The organism is Pseudomonas sp. p50(2008), from assembly GCF_015351605.1.
GTDB lineage: Bacteria > Pseudomonadota > Gammaproteobacteria > Pseudomonadales > Pseudomonadaceae > Aquipseudomonas.
Map to the genome: position 1 here is coordinate 283,507 of NZ_JACMYF010000003.1, position 18,361 is coordinate 301,867.

Genomic DNA, 18,361 nt, shown 5'->3' on the forward strand with positions numbered 1-18,361 from the left:
TCAACTCAATCTATTTGGCCGGATGCTGGGGCCGCTTCGCAGCCCAACGGGGATGAATCCCCTCGCCACAGGGGATTTTCCCGGTCTGGGGCAGCGAGTTCAAACTCCCCATCTATCTCTACGCAATCCCCACCTGATTACGCCCATTGTTCTTCGCCGCATACAGCCCCTTGTCCGCCGCCAGGATCAGTTGGCGGCAATCGCTGCCCTGCTGCGGGGTGATGGTCGACAGGCCGATGCTGATGGTCAGGCTCGAGCCTTCTGCCGGTGCGTTGTGAGGGATTTTCAGGGCCGCGACGGTCTGCCGGAGTTTTTCCGCCACCAGTCGTGCGCCACCCGGTGAAGTGTTGGGCAGCACCAGCGCGAACTCTTCACCGCCGTAACGGGCCGGCAGGTCAGAAGGTCGGGAGCTGGCGTCGCGAATCGACGTGGCGACCTTGCGCAGCGCCTCATCGCCTTCCAGGTGACCGAAGCTGTCGTTGTAGGATTTGAAGTAATCCACATCAATCATCAACAACGACAGCTGAGTCTGGTCACGCAACGAGCGTCGCCATTCCAGCTCCAGGTACTCATCGAAGTGACGACGGTTCGACAGTCCGGTCAGGCCGTCGGAGTTCATCAGCCGCTGCAGGACCAGGTTGGTATCAAGCAACTGCTGCTGGCTCACGCGTAATGCGCGGTAAGCCGCGTCACGCTGCAACAGGGTCATGTAGGAGCGCGAGTGATAGCGGATGCGCGCCACCAGCTCGATGTTGTCGGGCAACTTCACCAGATAATCGTTGGCCCCCGCCGCGAAGGCCGCGCTTTTGATCAGCGGGTCTTCCTTGGTCGACAGGACAATGATCGGAATGTCCTTGGTCGCCGGGTGATTGCGGTACTCGCGCACCAGGCTCAGGCCATCGAGACCGGGCATCACCAAATCCTGCAGGATCACCGTCGGCTTGATGCGAATCGCCTGGGCGATCGCCTGATGTGGGTCCGCACAAAAGTGGAAGTCGATATTTTCTTCATTCGACAACCCACGTCGCACGGCCTCGCCGATCATCGCCTGATCGTCCACCAACAACACCATGGCGGCGTTTTCATCGGTCTTGAAATCGTCGAGCTGTAAATCATTCATGTGCGATCACCTGAGTACTGCCGAAGCCAGGATTGCTGCCAAGAATAGTCATTTAGCGAAAATCTCCAGCAATCGTGGCGCTATCTTGTCCAGTGGGCGAATTTCCGAGGCCGCGTCGATAGCCGCTGCTGCCTTGGGCATTCCGTAAACCGCACTGCTTTGTTGGTCCTGAGCAATCGTCAGGTAGCCCTGCTGGCGCATGAGCTTGAGGCCCTGCGCGCCATCGCGTCCCATGCCCGTGAGCAACACGCCGACGGCATCACCGTTCCAGTAATTGGCCACGCTTTCGAAAAACACATCGATCGAGGGCCGATAAATCTCTTTGACCGGTTCGGCGGTGTACGCCAGCGTACCGTTTTTCAACAAGCGAATATGATGATTGGTGCCGGCCAGCAGCACTGTTCCACTTTGCGGTGGCTCGCCTTCCTGGGCCAGGCGCACGTTGAGGCCGCTGGCGCTGCTGAGCCACTCGGCCATGCCGGCCGCAAACACCTGGTCCACGTGCTGCACCAGCACAATGGCTGCCGGAAAATCCCGTGGCAGCCCTTTCAACAGCACTTCCAGCGCAGCCGGCCCGCCCGCGGACGAGCCAATGGCGATCAGCCGCTGCCGCGAACCCGAACTGCGCAGCGGACTCGGCGCCGGACGTTCCCGGTTGCCTTTGTCGCCGATCAGCCAGCCAATGTTCATGATCTTGCGCAATAACGGCGCCGCCGCTTCCTGGGCGTTGCCGGCACCGAGCGCCGGGGTATCGACGACGTCCAGCGCGCCATGCCCCATGGCCTCGAACACCCGATGCACATTCTGTTGGCGATCGACGGTGACGACCACGATGGCGCACGGGGTCTCGGCCATGATCCGTCGTGTGGCTTCGACGCCATCCATCACCGGCATGATCAGGTCCATCAGGATCAGGTCCGGCGTGTTTTCAGCGCAACGCTGTACCGCCTCGGCGCCATTGCTGGCAACCCAGATCACCTGATGCGCCGGTTCGAATGCCAGGGCGCGGCGCAGAGCCTCTACCGCCATGGGCATGTCGTTGACGATTGCGATTTTCATGTCCGCGCTCCTCCGATGAGCTCAACCACTGCATCAAGCAGGGCGTCGTCATGAAAACTGGCTTTGGCTAGATAATAGTCGGCTCCCGCGTCCAGTCCACGACGGCGGTCTTCTTCGCGATCTTTATAGGACACCACCATGACCGGCAGCGATTGCAGACGGTTGTCCCGCCGCAACAACGACACCAGTTCGATGCCGTCCATGCGCGGCATGTCGATGTCGGTAATCAGCAGATCGAAATCCTCCGAGCGCAGGGCATTCCAGCCATCCATTCCGTCGACCGCCACGGCCACATCGTAGCCGCGATTGAGCAACAGTTTGCGCTGCAGTTCGCGCACCGTCAGCGAGTCGTCGACCACCAGAATCCGTTTGCGAGCCGCTTCGACGACCTGATTGCCCTGACGCGCAATGCGCTCCAGGCGACCGGTATTGAGCAGCTTGTCCACCGAACGCAGCATGTCTTCAACGTCGACGATCAACACCACCGAACCGTCGTCGAGCAAAGCCCCGGCGGAGATGTCCTGCACCTTGCCCAGCCGCTCGTCCAGCGGCAGCACCACCAGGGTGCGTTCGCCGATGAACCGCTCGACAGCCACGCCGTAAATCGCCTCGCGCTCGCGGATGACCACGACCTTGAGCGTCTCCTGCGCACTCTGGCTGGCCGGCCGTTGCAGCAATTGACTGGCCGCGACCAACCCGACATGTCGGCCTTCGTGCCAGAAATGCTGACGGCCCTCGACCTGAACGATGTCCACAGGTTCGAGATCGCACATGCGTTCAATGTGAGCCAGCGGAAACGCATACGCCTCGTCACCGACCTCCACCACCAGGCTGCGCACCACTGACAGTGTCAGCGGTACTTCGAGATGGAAATGACTGCCCTCGCCCGCCGTCTGCTCAAGCACCACTGCGCCCCGCAGTTGACGGACCATATGCTGGACCGCATCCAGACCGACCCCCCGCCCGGAAACCTCGGTGACCTTGTCGCGCAAGCTGAAACCCGGCAGGAACAGGAACGTCAGCAGCTCTTCTTCACTCAACTGCGCGGCGGTTTCCGCCGGGGACAATTGACGCTCGATGATGCTGCGGCGGACCTTTTCCAGGTCGACGCCGTTGCCATCATCGCTAAGTTCCAGCACCAGCAGACCGGCCTGGTGCGAGGCGCGCAGTCGGATCAAGCCCTCAGCGGGCTTGCCGGCCAACAGACGTTGCTCCGCAGATTCGATGCCATGGTCGACAGCGTTGCGCAGCAGATGAGTCAGCGGCGCTTCGAGTTTTTCCAGTACGTCGCGATCGACCTGGGTTTTCTCGCCCTCGATCTCCAGCCGCACCTGTTTGCCCAGGCTGCGACCCAGGTCGCGGACCATGCGTACTTGCCCGGTCAGCACGTCGGCGAAGGGTCGCATGCGGCACGCCAGCGCCGTGTCGTACAACACTTGGGCGCGTTGACTGGCTTGCCAGGCGAATTCGTCCAGCTCGGCGTTTTTCTCCACCAGCAACTGCTGGGATTCCGCCAGCAACCGACGAGCATCCTCAAGGGCTTCCCGGGCTTCGAGGCTCAAGGCGTGGTCCTTGAGGTGCACATTGAGATTTTCCAGCGCGCGCAAGCCGTTGCTTTGCGTGCGTTTGAGGCGCTGCATGGTCGCCAGATGCGGTTTGAGCCGCAGGGTTTCCACCAGGGACTTGCTCGACAGATCGAGCAGGCTGTTCAAGCGTTCGGCCGTGACCCGCAGGACACGCTCGCCATTTTCCGTGGTGCGCCTGTTTTTCGGTGGCGACTCGGTGGGCGCCACCGGCAGCGGCTCGACGACCGGGATCGGCACCTCGATCGGTGCAGCAGGTGCTTCGGGTTCAGGCTCGGCCATGAACGGCGCGATCGGTGTGCTGATGGGTGGAGCCAGTGCCAGCGGGTCCAGCAACAGTGTCATCAGCGCCACATAGGCTTCAATGTCCGCTGGGCTCGGCGCGTGATCAGGCGTCGCAATGCGCATGAGCAGATCGGTGCCTTGCAGCAAAGCGTCGATGTGTTCTGGCCGAAGGTACAGACGCCCTTCCTGCGCGCTGACCAGGCAATCTTCCATGACGTGGGCAACACTGACACCGGCATCGACGCCAACGATCCGCGCCGCGCCCTTGAGCGAGTGCGCGGCACGCATGCACGACTCAAGGTGATCGGCTTGAGTCGGGTCGCGTTCAAGTGCCAGCAAGCCCGCGCTCAGCACCTGCGTCTGGGCTTCGGCTTCCAGGCTGAACAGTTCCAGCAACGAGGCGTCGCGCATCTGTTCAGGGGTCATGTAAGGCTCCGGGTCACGGCGGACAACAGTTGCTCTTCATCGAGCCAACGCAGGCTGCGACCTTTGAACTGCAACACGCCATGGGTGTATTTGCTGCTGGCCTGTGTCCCGGAACGCGACGCCGCGTCGAGGATTCGCTCGTCGATGGCATGAATGCCATCGACCTCGTCCACCGGCACCACCACGGGACCACCGTTGGCGGCGATGATCAGCATGCGCGGCATCACCCGTGCCCCGGACGCCACGCTGCCAACCGCATCGAGCCCCAACAGCTCGACCAGCGACAGGCAGGCCACCAGCGCGCCGCGCACGTTGGCCACACCGAGCAAGGCCCGGGAGCGTTGATGGGGTAACGAGTGAATAGCCTGCAGCGGCGCCACTTCCACCAAGGTACGGGTGGCCAGACCAAGCCATTCTTCGCCGAGGCGGAACATCAGTAGCGATCGGGTTTTGACATCGCTTTCGACCGCGCTGGACACCTGTCCGCGGTCTTCCTGCTGCAAGGCGTAGCGATCGAGCAAACGCGTGGCAGCGGTCGAGTAGACAGCGCAGTTGCGGCAATGAATGTGTTCGCTCAGCAGCGGGCAGGACCTATCGCCATGGACACCGATGCGGTTCCAGCAGTCATCGATGGCCTGGGCATCGTCGTGAGTTACGCTCAAGGCGTCGGAGGCGTTCATCGTTTGCGCTCACTGTCAGCGGCGCGCTCGCTACGGGCGGCGCGGTCCTGCAATCGTCTGGCGCCCGCCGTGTCGCCCTGGGATTGCAGCAAGGCTGCCAGGTGCATCAACGCGTCGGGGTGTTGGGGTTCAAGGTACAGCGCCTTGCGATAAAACCCTTGGGCTTCAAGGGCGCTACCGGCGACATCGCTGAGCAATCCCAACCAGTAAAACACTTGGGCAACCGGTTCGTGACTGCGCAAATAACGTTCGCACGCGGCCCGGGCCTCGGCGCTTTTGCCTTCGTTGGCCAGGGCGGCGATGTTCGCCAGCAGTGCGGCGGCATCCGAATGACCGGTTTTGGCAACAACCGGCCGCGGCGCCACGGCGGCAAAAGGCCGGCTGCGAACCGGTAACGGTGTCACGTTGCGGACAGGGCGCTGCACCGGCAGCGGCGTCGGCGTCGGCACAAAAACGGGCGTCAGTTCGGGCGCGCTTTGGCGACTGAACGCAAAAGACTGCGGGATGCCGATCGAACGCATGCCGAAACGTCCCAACAGACTGCCCTCGGCCGGGCCGATAAACAGTACGCCGTCAACGTGGGTCAGACGCTTCAAGACTTCAAAGACCTGTTGTTGCGTCGGCAGGTCGAAATAGATCAGCAGATTTCGGCAGAACACAAAATCATAGGGCGGCTCGTTGGCCAGCAAGACTGGATCCAGCAGATTGCCGACCTGCAATCGCACTTGCTCCAGAACACGCTCGCTGAGGCGAAAGCCTTCATTGTCGGGCGTGAAAAACCGATCGCGAAACTCGATGTCCTGACCGCGAAACGAGTTCTTGCCGTACAGCGCGCGCCGGGCTTTTTCCACCGAGAGGGGGCTGACATCCATTCCTTCGACTTTGAACTGATGGGGCTTGAGGCCGGCATCAAGCAACGACATGGCAATGGAGTACGGCTCTTCACCGGTGGAACACGGCAAGCTGAGAATCCGCAAGGCGCGCATGTTGTTGATGTCGCCCAGCCGCTTGATCGCGAGCTTCGCCAACGTGGCGAAGGACTCCGGATAGCGGAAAAACCAGGTCTCGGGAACGATCACGGCTTCGATCAACGCTTGCTGCTCGTCCCGCGAACCTTGCAGTCGGTGCCAATACGCATCGGCAGTGAGGTCACTGTTCGCGGCGCTGCGTTGGCGCACTGCTCGCTCAATGATCGCCGGCCCCACCGACGTCACGTCGAGGCCGATGCGCTCTTTGAGGAAATCGAAAAAACGCTGATCGCTGTTCATGGCCGCTCCTCAAGCAGTGCCGGATCCAGCGGTGGCGAGGGGAACAGCAACCCGCGCACCCGCTCATCCAGCAAATCGGCGACCCGCACCCACTGCAGCAAACCCTGGGCATCTTCCCTCACTGGCCCCAGATAAGGCGCCTGGCGATTGTCCAAACCGTAGGGTTGAAACTCGGTCGGGTGGCAGCGCAAGGTATCAGTGGCTTGTTCCAGAATCAGCCCAAGCAATTGTGGGGCAACGGCTTCATTCGGGCGGTAATGAACAAGCACCAATCGGGTACTGGTGCGAACCTGCGCCGGTTCGCCGAAAGTCAGTGCACTGAGGTCGATCACCGGCACCACCGCACCGCGATAGGCAAACACCCCTGCGACCCAGTCCGGCGCCTTGGCTATCGGCTTCAACGGCAGGCGCGGCAGCACTTCAGCCACCTCGATGGCCTGCAGGGCATAGCGCTCGTTACCGATGCGAAACACCAGAAACAGGGACTGTTTGGCCGGCATCACAGTGCCGCGCCTGGCCGCGAGTTCGCTCATCAGACTTTGAATCGCGAAACGCCGCTGCGCAGACCCACGGCCACCTGGCTCAGCTCATCGATGGCGAAGCTGGCCTGGCGCAGGGACTCGACGGTCTGGCTGCTGGCATCGCCCAATTGCACCAGCGCGTGGTTGATCTGTTCCGCGCCCGTAGCCTGGGCTTGCATGCCTTCGTTGACCATTAACACTCTCGGTGCCAACGCCTGAACCTGATGGATGATCTGCGACAACTGCTCGCCAACCTGTTGCACTTCGGACATGCCACGGCGCACTTCTTCGGAGAACTTGTCCATGCCCATGACGCCGGCCGACACCGCCGACTGGATCTCGCGCACCATCTGCTCGATGTCATAGGTGGCCACGGCGGTCTGATCCGCCAGGCGGCGCACTTCCGTGGCGACCACGGCAAAGCCACGGCCGTATTCACCGGCTTTCTCTGCTTCGATGGCGGCGTTGAGTGACAGGAGGTTGGTCTGATCGGCCACTTTGACGATGGTCACGACCACCTGATTGATGTTGCCGGCCTTCTCATTGAGGATCGCCAGTTTGGCGTTGACCAGGTCGGCGGCGCCCATCACCGAGTGCATGGTGTCTTCCATGCGGGCCAGGCCTTGCTGACCAGAGCCGGCCAGCACCGACGCCTGATCGGCGGCGGTGGAGACTTCCGTCATGGTGCGCACCAGGTCACGGGAAGTGGCCGCGATTTCACGGGAGGTCGCGCCGATTTCAGTGGTCGTCGCCGCTGTTTCAGTGGCAGTCGCTTGCTGCTGCTTGGACGTGGCAGCGATTTCGGTCACCGACGTGGTGACCTGCACCGACGAGCGCTGGGCCTGGGAAACCAGCGAGGTCAGCTCGGTCATCATGTCGTTGAAGCCGGTTTCGACAGCACCGAATTCATCTTTGCGATCCAGGTTCAGGCGGCCGCTGAGATCGCCGGTACGCATGATTTCGAGGATTTTCACGATACGGTTCATCGGCGCCATGATTGCGCGCATCAGCAGCAGGCCGCAGAGGCCGGCAGCCAGCACTGCAATCAGCAGGGACACGCCCATGATGACTTTAGCCGTGACCACGGCGTTATCGATGGCCACCATGTCATCGTCGGCGACCTTCTTGTTCTCGCGAATAATGTCATTGAGTTTGACGCGTCCTGCGGTCCAGGCCGGGGTCAATTGCTCATTGAACATCTTTGTCGCGTCGTCTACCTGTTGCCGTTTATGCAAGTCGAGAACCGCCGTCAGGATCTTGTTGTAATCCTCATGGAATTTTTCAAACCGGGCGAATTCGACCTTGTCTTCATCGGTGGTGACGGTGTTGCGATAGTTGCTCATCTGCTCTTGCAGGCGCGTCTCGAAGAGTTTGAACTCGGCGTCATCCTCCGCGGTAACACCCTGCCCCTCTTTGAGGCCAAGCATCTCCTGGATATGCAGGAAACTGTCGGACCAGGCCCCCCGAATCGCCGAGCTGAAGAACACACCAGGCAGCGCGTCGTCACGGACGCTGGCTTCGCTTTCTTCGATTTTCAGCAGACGGGAATAGGACACGATGACCATCAGAAACATGATGGCGATAATTACCGCAAAGCTCGCCAAAATGCGTTGGCGCAACGTCCAGTTCTTCACAGTCATTCCTCGGGGCCGTTTCAAATGTTGCGGAGTATAGCCGAGGGCGGTGTTTCATTTATAAGACGGATGCGCACCACTTCTCATCCTGGCCATGCAAACACCGGGATTGGTTCTGGAATGGGACTTTCCGCTATCTGGGAAGAAGAGTGTTAGCGGCGATTTGGTAGAAACGAATGGTGGATGGTCATTGATGGTGAAGAAGCTGCCGATAACGGCAAACGATCAAAAGATCGCAGCCTCGGCAGCTCTTAAACGGGGAAGACGATTTTCACGGGCGTTGCTTAAACCGAAGCCTGGCGCACCTGCTTTTCCAGTTCAGCCTTCAAGCCCGGCTCCAGCTTGAGCTGGCGAGCCAGTTCATCAAGGTAGGACTTCTCCATGAAGTTCTCCTCATCCACCAGCATCACGCTGGCGATGTACATCTCGGCGGCCATTTCCGGGGTGCTGGCGGCGCGCGCGACATCAGCAGGATCCAGCGGTTTGTTGAGTTCGGCATGCAGCCAGTGCTGCAACTCCTGGTCGTTGTCGAGCTTGGTGAACTCACCTTCGATCAGCGTCCGCTCGCGCTCATCGACATGGCCGTCGGCCTTGGCTGCTGCCACCAGGGCCTTGAGGATTGCCTGGCTGTGCAGCTCGACTTGCGCCGGCGGCAAGCGGTCCAGGGTTTGCGGTTCAGTCTTCGCCCCGCCGCCCTGCTGTGCCTGCCAGTTGCCGTAAGCCTTGTAGGCAATGACGCCCAGCGCCGCGAGGCCACCGTAGGTCAGGACCTTGCCACCCACATTGCGGCCCTTCTTGCTACCCAGCAACAGGCCCATCGCGCCAGCGGCCAACGCACCGCCACCGGCGCCTGACAGCAGGCCGCCAAGACCACCCGAGCCAGCGGATCCGCCCAGCAAACCGCCCAATCCGCCGCTGGATGCCTTGTTATGGGAGCCACCAGCCTTCTTTTGCAACATATCCTGACCCGACCTGAGCAACTGATCGAGCAATCCACGGGTATTCATTTTCCGCCTCCAAAAATGGGGTTAACCGGACCATTAAGGCCACCAGCCTAGATCGAAAGTGCCCGGCCTCCGGAAGCGAGAGTGCTTCGAGATGTTGCGCGAGAAAGAACAGGCGACCGCAGACCATCGAAAAAAAAGATATACACTCATGTAAATATATAAAAACCGCCCACCGGGTAATTTTCCATGATGACCTTGCGTCAGATTCGTCATTTCATCGCCGTCGCCGAAACCGGCTCCATCTCCGCCGCTGCACAAACCGCCTTCATCTCCCAATCCACCCTGACCCTGGCCATCCAGCAACTGGAGCAGGAAATCGGCGTCAGCCTGTTCAATCGCCACGCCAAGGGCATGACGCTGACCCACCAGGGGCACCAATTCCTGCGTCAGGCGCACCTGATCCTGGCGACAGTGGACAATGCCAAACGCAGCCTTCAACAAAGCACCGACCAGGTGGCCGGGCAACTGATCATCGGCGTAACCAGTCTGGTCGCTGGCTATTACCTGGCGGATTTGCTCACCCGTTTCCAGCGCGCTTACCCCAATGTCGAACTGCGCGTGATGGAAGATGAACGTCCTTACATTGAGCATTTGCTGGTCAGCGGCGAGATCGATGTGGGGGTGTTGATCCTCTCCAACCTGGAAGATCGCCACGCACTGCAAACCGAAGTATTGACCCACTCGCCCCATCGCCTGTGGCTGCCCGCCCAGCATCCACTGCTGGAACACGACAGCATCAACCTGGCGGACGTCGCCCGCGAGCCATTGATTCAGCTGAATGTCGATGAAATGGACCGCAACGCTCACCGCATGTGGAGCGGCGCCGGCTTGCAACCGCGCATCACGCTTAAAACTGCATCGACGGAAGCGGTTCGAAGCCTCGTTGCCGCTGGATTGGGCGTGTCCATTCAGCCGGACATGACCTACCGCCCCTGGTCGCTGGAGGGTGACATCATCGAAGCGCGCCCCATTGCCGACTTGAGCCAGACCCTCGATGTCGGCCTGGCCTGGCGCCGAGGCACCGCGCGACCGGCCCTGGTCGACCCCTTCCTCACCGTGGCGCGGGAACAACCCCACGGCGGGCGCAAGCCATCTATTTAATCGAACGCCACCTTCAGTATTTAGTATTTGTCGACCTCGGGGCCTCGGACTAGTCTTGTTACATCTATATAAGACGGCCGGGCCTCAGTCACTGGGAGCACCATGGCCACACAAGAAAAGAGAACCCGAAAAATGGCTGGCGCGCAGACCCCGTTGTTCACCGCGTTGTTGATCGACGGCGAATTGGTCGCAGGACAAGGCTTTGTCGAGCCAATCCTTAACCCGGCCACTGGCGAAGTCCTGACCTCCATTGCCGAAGCCAGCACCGAGCAGGTCGAAGCAGCCATTCTCGCGGCCCATCGCGCATTCCCCGGCTGGTCGCGGACCACGCCGCAGCAACGCTCGGTGCTCTTGCTGGACATCGCCAACGCGATCGAAAAAAACGCCGACCTCCTCGCCCGCCTCGAATCCCTGAACTGTGGCAAGCCTTTGCACCTGGCCCGTCAGGACGATTTGAGCGCGACTGTCGACGTTTTCCGCTTCTTCGCGGGTGCCGTACGTTGCCAGACCGGCCAGCTCAGCGGCGAATACCTGCCGGGTTACACCAGCATGGTGCGCCGCGATCCGATTGGCGTGGTCGCCTCGATTGCGCCGTGGAACTACCCGATCATGATGGCCGCGTGGAAAATCGCCCCGGCCCTCGCCGCCGGCAATACCCTGGTCTTCAAACCTTCCGAACACACCCCGCTGTCGATCCTGGCGCTGGCACCTGCACTGGCCGAGATCCTGCCGCGCGGCGTGATCAACATCGTGTGTGGCGGCGGTGAAGGCGTCGGCAGCCATTTGGTCAGCCACCCGAAAGTGCGCATGGTGTCGCTGACCGGCGATATCGTCACCGGGCAGAAAATTCTCCAGGCCGCGGCAAAAACCCTGAAGCGCACGCATCTCGAACTCGGCGGCAAAGCCCCGGTGATTGTCTGCAACGACGCGGACATTCAGGCCGTGGTCGAAGGCGTACGCACCTACGGTTATTACAACGCCGGTCAGGATTGCACGGCGGCGTGTCGAATCTATGCACAGGCCGGCATTCATGACCGACTCGTGGCTGAACTCGGCGCCGCTGTCAGCAGTTTGCGCTTCGCCGGCAAACGCGACGCCGACAACGAAATCGGCCCGCTGATCAGCACCCGTCAGCGCGACCGCGTTGCCAGCTTTGTCGAACGCGCTCTCGGCCAACCGCACATTGAGCGCGTAACCGGTGCGGCGGTGCACTCCGGTGCAGGCTTCTATTACCAGCCAACCTTGCTGGCCGGTTGCAAACAGAGCGATGAAATCGTCCAGCGCGAAGTGTTCGGGCCGGTCGTCACGGTGACCCGTTTCGATGAGCTTGAACAAGCGGTGGACTGGGCCAACGATTCGGAATACGGCCTCGCGTCGTCGGTCTGGACCCAGAACCTCGACAAGGCGATGCAGGTTGCCGCGCGCTTGCAATACGGCTGCACCTGGATCAACAGCCACTTCATGCTGGTCAGCGAAATGCCCCACGGTGGCCTGAAACGTTCGGGCTACGGCAAGGACCTGTCCAGCGATTCGCTCCAGGATTACAGCGTGGTGCGGCACATCATGGCCCGCCACGGACAGCATTTATGAAAGCGCACTACGCTAACAATTAGCCGTAAAGGCATTGGCTTCACCCCGTTCAAAACTGCCCCGACCATAATTAAAGAAGAGGGAAACCCCATGTTCGTGCACAAGACCGCACTGCTCAGTGCAATCACCACAGCGCTGCTGGCCAGTGCCAGTATCCAGGCCGCCGAACCGCTGAAAGCCTTGGGCGCCGGCGAAGGTCAGCTGGATATCGTCGCTTGGCCCGGCTACATCGAACGGGGTGAAAGCGACAAGGCTTACGACTGGGTGACCGGTTTCGAGAAGGAAACCGGCTGCAAGGTCAACGTCAAAACTGCTGCCACCTCCGACGAAATGGTCAGCCTGATGGCCAAGGGCGGTTACGACCTGGTCACCGCATCGGGCGATGCCTCGTTGCGCTTGATCGTTGGCAAACGTGTGCAGCCGATCAACACCGACCTGATCCCGAACTGGAAAAGCATTGACCCGCGCCTGAAGGATGCGCCGTGGTACGTGGTCAACAAACAGACCTACGGCACCCCGTATCAGTGGGGCCCGAACGTACTGATGTACAACACCAACGTCTTCAAGACCGCGCCAACCAGCTGGAACGTGGTGTTCGACGCGCAGGACCTGCCTGATGGCAAGCCGAACAAGGGTCGCGTGCAGGCCTATGACGGCCCGATCTACATCGCCGATGCGGCGCTTTACCTGAAAACCACCAAGCCGGAACTGGGCATTCAAAGCCCGTACGAATTGACCGAGACCCAATACAAGGCGGTGCTCGAACTGTTGCGCGCACAGCAGCCGTTGATCCACCGCTACTGGCACGACACCACCGTGCAGATGAGTGACTTCAAGAACGAAGGCGTGGTCGCGTCCAGCGCCTGGCCGTATCAGGTCAACGGCCTGATGAACGAGAAGCAGCCGATCGCCTCGACCATCCCGAAAGAAGGCGCCACCGGCTGGGCGGACACCACCATGCTGCACGCCGAAGCCAAGCACCCGAACTGCGCCTACAAGTGGATGGACTGGTCGTTGCAACCGAAAGTCCAGGGTGATGTAGCCGCCTGGTTCGGTTCGTTGCCAGCCGTCCCGGCAGCGTGCCAGGGCAGTGAATTGCTGGGCGCCGAAGGCTGCAAAACCAACGGTTTCGACCAGTTCGAGAAGATCGCATTCTGGAAAACCCCGCAGGCTGAAGGCGGCAAATTCGTGCCGTACAGCCGCTGGACCCAGGATTACATCGCGATCATGGGCGGCCGTTAAGCCTCGAGAACCTGTTCGGCAAAAACCTTGTGGCGAGGGAGCTTGCTCCCGCTGGGTGGCGAAGCCGCCCCAAAACCATTTTGTAGCGGCAGCCGAGGTACGAGGCTGCGCTGGGCTGCGAGGCGCCCCGTGAGGGCGGTCCTGCGGACACGCAACGCAGCCTCGTACCTCGGCAGCTGCTACAGGGTTATTCATCAAGATCCAGATTTTTCAGAAGTCCAGGCAGGGCCGCTGTGACGACCCTCGCCTTTTTGGAGCACCGCACCATGACGCTTGCAGTCCAGTTCACCAACGTTTCCCGTCTATTCGGCGAAGTGAAAGCCGTAGATCGGGTTTCCATCGACATCCAGGACGGCGAGTTTTTCTCCATGCTGGGGCCTTCCGGCTCGGGCAAAACCACCTGTCTGCGCCTGATCGCCGGGTTCGAACAACCGAGCGCAGGCTCTATCCGTATTCACGGCGAAGAAGCCGCCGGGCTGCCGCCGTACCAGCGTGACGTCAACACTGTTTTCCAGGATTACGCACTGTTCCCGCACATGAACGTACGCGACAACGTCGCCTACGGTTTGAAGGTCAAGGGCGTCGGCAAGGCCGAACGCCAGAAGCGCGCTGAGGAAGCTCTCGACATGGTTGCCCTGGGCGGCTACGGCGATCGCAAACCGGTGCAACTGTCTGGTGGTCAACGCCAGCGTGTGGCCCTCGCCCGTGCCCTGGTCAATCGCCCTCGCGTGCTGCTACTCGACGAACCCCTCGGCGCGCTCGATTTGAAGCTGCGCGAGCAGATGCAGAGTGAACTGAAGAAGTTGCAACGCCAGCTAGGCATCACCTTCATCTTTGTCACCCACGACCAGACCGAAGCGCTGTCGATGTCCGACCGTGTGGCGGTGTTCAACAAAGGTCGCATCGAACAGGTCGATACGCCGCGCAACCTCTACATGAAACCGGCAACCACCTTCGTCGCCGAGTTCGTTGGCACCTCGAACGTGATTCGTGGCGATCTGGCGAAGCAGCTGAGCGGCAATCCACAGCCATTCTCGATTCGCCCGGAACACGTGCGTTTCGCCGAAGGCCCGCTGGCGAGCCATGAGATTGAAGTCAGCGGCCTGCTCCATGACATCCAGTACCAGGGCAGTGCCACACGCTATGAACTGAAGCTGGAAAACGGCCAGACCCTGAACATCAGTCAGGCGAACAATCAGTGGCTGGACACCAGCGCCCAGCACCAGACCGGGCAGCGCATCAATGCTCGCTGGGCACGGGAAGCCATGATCCCGCTGCACGACAACGTAGTCGGCGGGGTATGAGATGAGCACCTTGGCTATCTCCCGGAACCCGTCGGGTGGCTCGGCATTGCGCAGGTTCTCCAACCTGTTGTATCGCCGCCCCAACCTGTACCTGTCGTTGCTGCTGGTGCCGCCGCTGATCTGGTTCGGCGCCATTTACCTGGGCTCGCTGCTGACGTTGTTGTGGCAGGGTTTCTACACCTTCGACGACTTCACCATGGCGGTCACACCCGACCTGACCCTGGCGAACTTCGCGGCCCTGTTCCAACCGTCGAACTTCGACATCATCCTGCGCACCTTGAGCATGGCGATCGTCGTTTCGATTGCCAGCGCCATCGTGGCGTTTCCGATTGCTTACTACATGGCGCGTTACACCACCGGCAAGACCAAGGCGTTTTTCTACATCGCGGTGATGATGCCGATGTGGGCCAGTTACATCGTCAAGGCGTATGCCTGGACCTTGCTGCTGGCCAAGGGTGGCGTGGCGCAATGGTTCGTTCAGCACCTGGGGCTGGAACCGGTTCTGCAGTTCGTACTGGGCATTCCCGGCGTCGGCGGCAGCACGTTGTCGACCTCGCATCTGGGTCGCTTCATGGTGTTCGTCTACATCTGGCTGCCGTTCATGATCCTGCCGATCCAGGCCTCGCTGGAACGCTTGCCGCCTTCGCTGCTGCAAGCTTCCGCCGACCTCGGGGCCAAGCCACGCCAGACCTTCATGCAGGTGATCCTGCCGCTGTCGATCCCGGGCATCGCCGCCGGTTCGATCTTCACTTTTTCGCTGACCCTGGGCGACTTCATCGTGCCGCAACTGGTGGGGCCGCCGGGTTACTTCGTCGGCAGCATGGTCTACGCCCAACAAGGTGCGATCGGCAACATGCCGATGGCTGCAGCGTTCACGTTGGTGCCGATCGTGCTGATTGCCATCTACCTGACTATCGTCAAACGACTGGGGGCCTTCGATGCACTCTGAGAAAGCTTCTTTAGGCCTGAAAATCGCGGCCTGGGGCGGGTTGGTGTTTCTGCACTTCCCGATCCTGATCATCTTCATGTACGCCTTCAACACCGAAGACGCGGCGTTCAGCTTTCCGCCCAAGGGTTTTACCCTGCACTGGTTCAGCGTGGCGTTCTCACGTCCCGACGTTCTGGAGGCGATCAAGCTGTCGGCGCAAATCGCGGCGATTGCGACCTTGATTGCAATGGTCCTCGGTACGCTGGCGTCGGCAGCCCTGTACCGACGTGATTTCTTCGGCAAACAAGGCATCTCGTTGATGCTGATCCTGCCGATTGCACTCCCGGGGATCATTACCGGTATCGCTTTGCTGGCGACGTTCAAGACACTGGGGATCGAGCCGGGGATGTTCACCATCATTGTCGGCCACGCGACCTTCTGCGTGGTGATCGTTTACAACAACGTGATCGCCCGCTTGCGCCGCACCTCGCACAGCTTGATCGAGGCCTCGATGGACCTCGGCGCCGACGGTTGGCAGACCTTCCGCTACATCGTCCTGCCGAGCCTGGGCTCTGCGTTGCTGGCCGGTGGCATGCTTGCCTTCGCGCTGTCGTTCGACGAAATCATCGTGACCACCTTCACCGCCGGCCATGAACGCACGCTGCCCCTCTGGCTGCTCAACCAGCTCAGTCGGCCGCGGGATGTGCCCGTGACCAACGTCGTCGCGATGCTGGTGATGATCGTGACCATGCTGCCTATCCTCGGCGCCTATTACCTGACCCGTGGCGGCGAAAGCGTTGCGGGCAGTGGTGGGAAATAGATCAGGACGGACAACCACAATCCCCTGTAGGAGCAAGGCTTGCCCGCGATAGCGATCTCGAGGGTGCCATCGCGGGCAAGCCCTGCTCCCACAGGGTCCAGGGGCGGTTTCGACAATGAAAATAATAGATTCGAAGAGGACAGAACCATGCAAACCAAACTCCTGATCAACGGCCAGCTGATCGATGGCGAAGGCCCTGCCCAAGCCGTGTTCAACCCGGCGCTCGGCCGCGTTCTGGTGGAGATCAACGAAGCCAGCGAAGCCCAGGTCGACGCCGCCGTGCGCGCCGCCGATGCCGCGTTCGACAGCTGGTCGCAAACGCCGCCGAAAGACCGCTCGTTGCTGCTGCTCAAGCTCGCCGACGCCATCGAAGCCCACGGCGAAGAACTGGCCAGGCTGGAATCGGACAACTGCGGCAAGCCCTACAGCGCGGCGCTGAACGACGAGATCCCGGCGATTGCCGACGTGTTTCGTTTCTTCGCCGGCGCCAGCCGCTGCATGAGCGGTTCGGCGGGTGGCGAATACCTGCCCGGCCACACCTCGATGATCCGCCGCGATCCGGTGGGTGTGATCGCCTCCATCGCGCCGTGGAACTACCCGCTGATGATGGTTGCCTGGAAAATCGCCCCGGCCCTCGCAGCGGGTAATACCGTGGTGCTCAAGCCGTCAGAACAAACCCCGTTGACAGCGTTACGCCTGGCCGAACTGGCGTCGGACATTTTCCCGGCCGGCGTACTCAATCTGGTATTTGGCCGGGGTCCTACCGTGGGCAGCCCGCTGGTTACCCACCCAAAAGTGCGCATGGTGTCGCTGACCGGTTCGATCGCCACCGGTTCGAACATCATTTCCAGCACCGCCGACAGCGTCAAACGCATGCACATGGAACTGGGTGGCAAAGCCCCGGTGATCATCTTCGACGACGCCGACATCGACGCCGCCGTGGAAGGCATTCGTACCTTCGGTTTCTACAACGCCGGCCAGGATTGCACCGCCGCGTGCCGCATCTACGCCCAGGCCGGCATCTACGAGAAATTCGTAGAGAAGCTCGGTGAGGCGGTGAGCAGCATCAAGTACGGCTTGCAGGACGATCCGTCAACCGAGCTGGGGCCGCTGATCACCGCGCAACACCGCGACCGCGTGGCCGGGTTCGTCGAGCGCGCCGTGGCGCAGTCGCACATCCGTTTGATCACCGGCGGCAAGGCCGTGGAAGGCAACGGGTTCTTCTTTGAACCGACGGTGCTGGCGGATGCGCAGCAGGATGACGAGATCGTCCGCCGCGAAGTGTTCGGGCCGGTGGTGTCGGTGACGAAGTTCACCGACGAAGCGCAGGTGCTGGACTGGGCCAATGATTCGGACTACGGCCTGGCGTCGTCGGTCTGGACCTCAGACGTCGGCCGCGCCCATCGCCTGTCAGCGCGCCTGCAGTACGGCTGCACCTGGGTGAACACGCACTTCATGCTCGTCAGCGAAATGCCCCATGGCGGTCAGAAATTGTCCGGTTACGGGAAGGACATGTCGATGTACGGGTTGGAGGACTACACCGTGGTTCGGCATGTGATGTTCAAGCACTAACAGCATCGCTGGCAAGCCAGCTCCCACAGGGTTGCGGTGTACTCTGGCCCTGTGGGCAACCACAAAACGTGTGGGAGCTGGCTTGCCAGCGATGGCGTCACCTCGGTTTCAAGGCAGAGACCGGCAATACGCACCATCAGGTTTCAACGTTGGACACATAAAACAAAAACCACCGATCCGGGCCGAGCCGTCATGGCCCCGCCACGGTTTCGGACATCCGA

Annotated in this window: 15 protein-coding genes; 7 read left to right on the forward strand and 8 right to left on the reverse strand. The window is 61.0% G+C overall.

Annotation, left to right across the window (positions count from 1 at the left end):
- Window positions 1-118: 118 nt before the first annotated feature.
- From H7698_RS09765 to H7698_RS09800, 8 genes are all read right to left on the reverse strand, one after another.
- Window positions 119-1,120, reverse strand: a complete 1,002-nt coding sequence (locus tag H7698_RS09765) for a response regulator (RefSeq protein ID WP_162440795.1) — start codon at window positions 1,118-1,120, stop codon at window positions 119-121.
- 48 nt (window positions 1,121-1,168) lie between these two features.
- Window positions 1,169-2,179, reverse strand: coding sequence for a chemotaxis response regulator protein-glutamate methylesterase (locus H7698_RS09770; RefSeq protein ID WP_194691246.1), 1,011 nt, complete (start codon window positions 2,177-2,179; stop codon window positions 1,169-1,171).
- Window positions 2,176-4,473 (reverse strand): hybrid sensor histidine kinase/response regulator, encoded by a 2,298-nt coding sequence (locus tag H7698_RS09775; RefSeq protein WP_194691247.1) that lies wholly within the window; start codon window positions 4,471-4,473, stop codon window positions 2,176-2,178. The genes H7698_RS09770 and H7698_RS09775 overlap by 4 nt, the downstream gene beginning before the upstream one ends.
- Complete coding sequence (locus H7698_RS09780; RefSeq protein WP_194691248.1) at window positions 4,470-5,153, reverse strand: chemotaxis protein CheW; 684 nt, start codon at window positions 5,151-5,153, stop codon at window positions 4,470-4,472. The genes H7698_RS09775 and H7698_RS09780 overlap by 4 nt, the downstream gene beginning before the upstream one ends.
- Complete coding sequence (locus H7698_RS09785; RefSeq protein WP_194691249.1) at window positions 5,150-6,421, reverse strand: CheR family methyltransferase; 1,272 nt, start codon at window positions 6,419-6,421, stop codon at window positions 5,150-5,152. The genes H7698_RS09780 and H7698_RS09785 overlap by 4 nt, the downstream gene beginning before the upstream one ends.
- Entirely contained in the window at window positions 6,418-6,954 is a 537-nt protein-coding gene (locus tag H7698_RS09790; RefSeq protein WP_194691250.1) for a chemotaxis protein CheW, read from the reverse strand. The genes H7698_RS09785 and H7698_RS09790 overlap by 4 nt, the downstream gene beginning before the upstream one ends.
- Window positions 6,954-8,576: a methyl-accepting chemotaxis protein gene (locus tag H7698_RS09795; protein WP_194691478.1), complete on the reverse strand. Its 1,623-nt coding sequence runs from the start codon at window positions 8,574-8,576 to the stop codon at window positions 6,954-6,956. The genes H7698_RS09790 and H7698_RS09795 overlap by 1 nt, the downstream gene beginning before the upstream one ends.
- A gap of 284 nt (window positions 8,577-8,860) precedes the next feature.
- Window positions 8,861-9,583 carry a tellurite resistance TerB family protein gene (locus H7698_RS09800; RefSeq protein WP_194691251.1) on the reverse strand — a complete coding sequence of 241 codons (723 nt, stop codon included), beginning with the start codon at window positions 9,581-9,583 and terminating at the stop codon, window positions 8,861-8,863.
- Window positions 9,584-9,769: 186 nt separating this feature from the next.
- Between H7698_RS09800 and H7698_RS09805 the strand changes: the two genes are divergently transcribed.
- The 7 genes from H7698_RS09805 to H7698_RS09835 all read left to right on the forward strand — a co-directional run bounded on the left by H7698_RS09805 (window position 9,770) and on the right by H7698_RS09835 (window position 18,140).
- Window positions 9,770-10,684, forward strand: coding sequence for a LysR family transcriptional regulator (locus tag H7698_RS09805; protein WP_162439229.1), 915 nt, complete (start codon window positions 9,770-9,772; stop codon window positions 10,682-10,684).
- A gap of 132 nt (window positions 10,685-10,816) precedes the next feature.
- A complete protein-coding gene (locus H7698_RS09810; protein ID WP_162439228.1) occupies window positions 10,817-12,274 on the forward strand; it encodes a gamma-aminobutyraldehyde dehydrogenase in 1,458 nt (485 codons plus the stop codon).
- A 90-nt stretch (window positions 12,275-12,364) separates the two neighbouring features.
- Complete coding sequence (gene ydcS, locus H7698_RS09815; RefSeq protein WP_194691252.1) at window positions 12,365-13,516, forward strand: putative ABC transporter substrate-binding protein YdcS; 1,152 nt, start codon at window positions 12,365-12,367, stop codon at window positions 13,514-13,516.
- Window positions 13,517-13,782: 266 nt separating this feature from the next.
- Window positions 13,783-14,820 (forward strand): ABC transporter ATP-binding protein, encoded by a 1,038-nt coding sequence (locus H7698_RS09820; RefSeq protein WP_194691253.1) that lies wholly within the window; start codon window positions 13,783-13,785, stop codon window positions 14,818-14,820.
- Between the two features lies 1 nt (window position 14,821).
- Entirely contained in the window at window positions 14,822-15,769 is a 948-nt protein-coding gene (locus tag H7698_RS09825; protein ID WP_194691254.1) for an ABC transporter permease, read from the forward strand.
- Window positions 15,759-16,568, forward strand: coding sequence for an ABC transporter permease (locus tag H7698_RS09830; protein ID WP_162439224.1), 810 nt, complete (start codon window positions 15,759-15,761; stop codon window positions 16,566-16,568). Before H7698_RS09825 ends, H7698_RS09830 begins: the two co-directional genes overlap by 11 nt.
- 147 nt (window positions 16,569-16,715) lie before the next feature.
- On the forward strand, window positions 16,716-18,140 hold the full coding sequence (locus H7698_RS09835; RefSeq protein ID WP_194691255.1) for a gamma-aminobutyraldehyde dehydrogenase: 1,425 nt from the start codon (window positions 16,716-16,718) through the stop codon (window positions 18,138-18,140).
- Window positions 18,141-18,361: the final 221 nt, after the last annotated feature.

Excerpts from the sequence above, each read along its gene's own strand:
- H7698_RS09820 (WP_194691253.1), top strand. The coding sequence starts at position 13,783 with ATGACGCTTGCAGTCCAGTTCACCAACGTTTCCCGTCTATTCGGCGAA.
- H7698_RS09775 (WP_194691247.1), bottom strand. The coding sequence starts at position 4,473 with ATGACCCCTGAACAGATGCGCGACGCCTCGTTGCTGGAACTGTTCAGC.
- H7698_RS09785 (WP_194691249.1), bottom strand. The coding sequence starts at position 6,421 with ATGAACAGCGATCAGCGTTTTTTCGATTTCCTCAAAGAGCGCATCGGC.
- H7698_RS09830 (WP_162439224.1), top strand. The coding sequence starts at position 15,759 with ATGCACTCTGAGAAAGCTTCTTTAGGCCTGAAAATCGCGGCCTGGGGC.
- H7698_RS09805 (WP_162439229.1), top strand. The coding sequence starts at position 9,770 with ATGATGACCTTGCGTCAGATTCGTCATTTCATCGCCGTCGCCGAAACC.
- H7698_RS09800 (WP_194691251.1), bottom strand. The coding sequence starts at position 9,583 with ATGAATACCCGTGGATTGCTCGATCAGTTGCTCAGGTCGGGTCAGGAT.
- H7698_RS09770 (WP_194691246.1), bottom strand. The coding sequence starts at position 2,179 with ATGAAAATCGCAATCGTCAACGACATGCCCATGGCGGTAGAGGCTCTG.
- ydcS (WP_194691252.1), top strand. The coding sequence starts at position 12,365 with ATGTTCGTGCACAAGACCGCACTGCTCAGTGCAATCACCACAGCGCTG.
- H7698_RS09790 (WP_194691250.1), bottom strand. The coding sequence starts at position 6,954 with ATGAGCGAACTCGCGGCCAGGCGCGGCACTGTGATGCCGGCCAAACAG.
- H7698_RS09825 (WP_194691254.1), top strand. The coding sequence starts at position 14,822 with ATGAGCACCTTGGCTATCTCCCGGAACCCGTCGGGTGGCTCGGCATTG.
- H7698_RS09765 (WP_162440795.1), bottom strand. The coding sequence starts at position 1,120 with ATGAATGATTTACAGCTCGACGATTTCAAGACCGATGAAAACGCCGCC.
- H7698_RS09810 (WP_162439228.1), top strand. The coding sequence starts at position 10,817 with ATGGCTGGCGCGCAGACCCCGTTGTTCACCGCGTTGTTGATCGACGGC.
- H7698_RS09780 (WP_194691248.1), bottom strand. The coding sequence starts at position 5,153 with ATGAACGCCTCCGACGCCTTGAGCGTAACTCACGACGATGCCCAGGCC.
- H7698_RS09835 (WP_194691255.1), top strand. The coding sequence starts at position 16,716 with ATGCAAACCAAACTCCTGATCAACGGCCAGCTGATCGATGGCGAAGGC.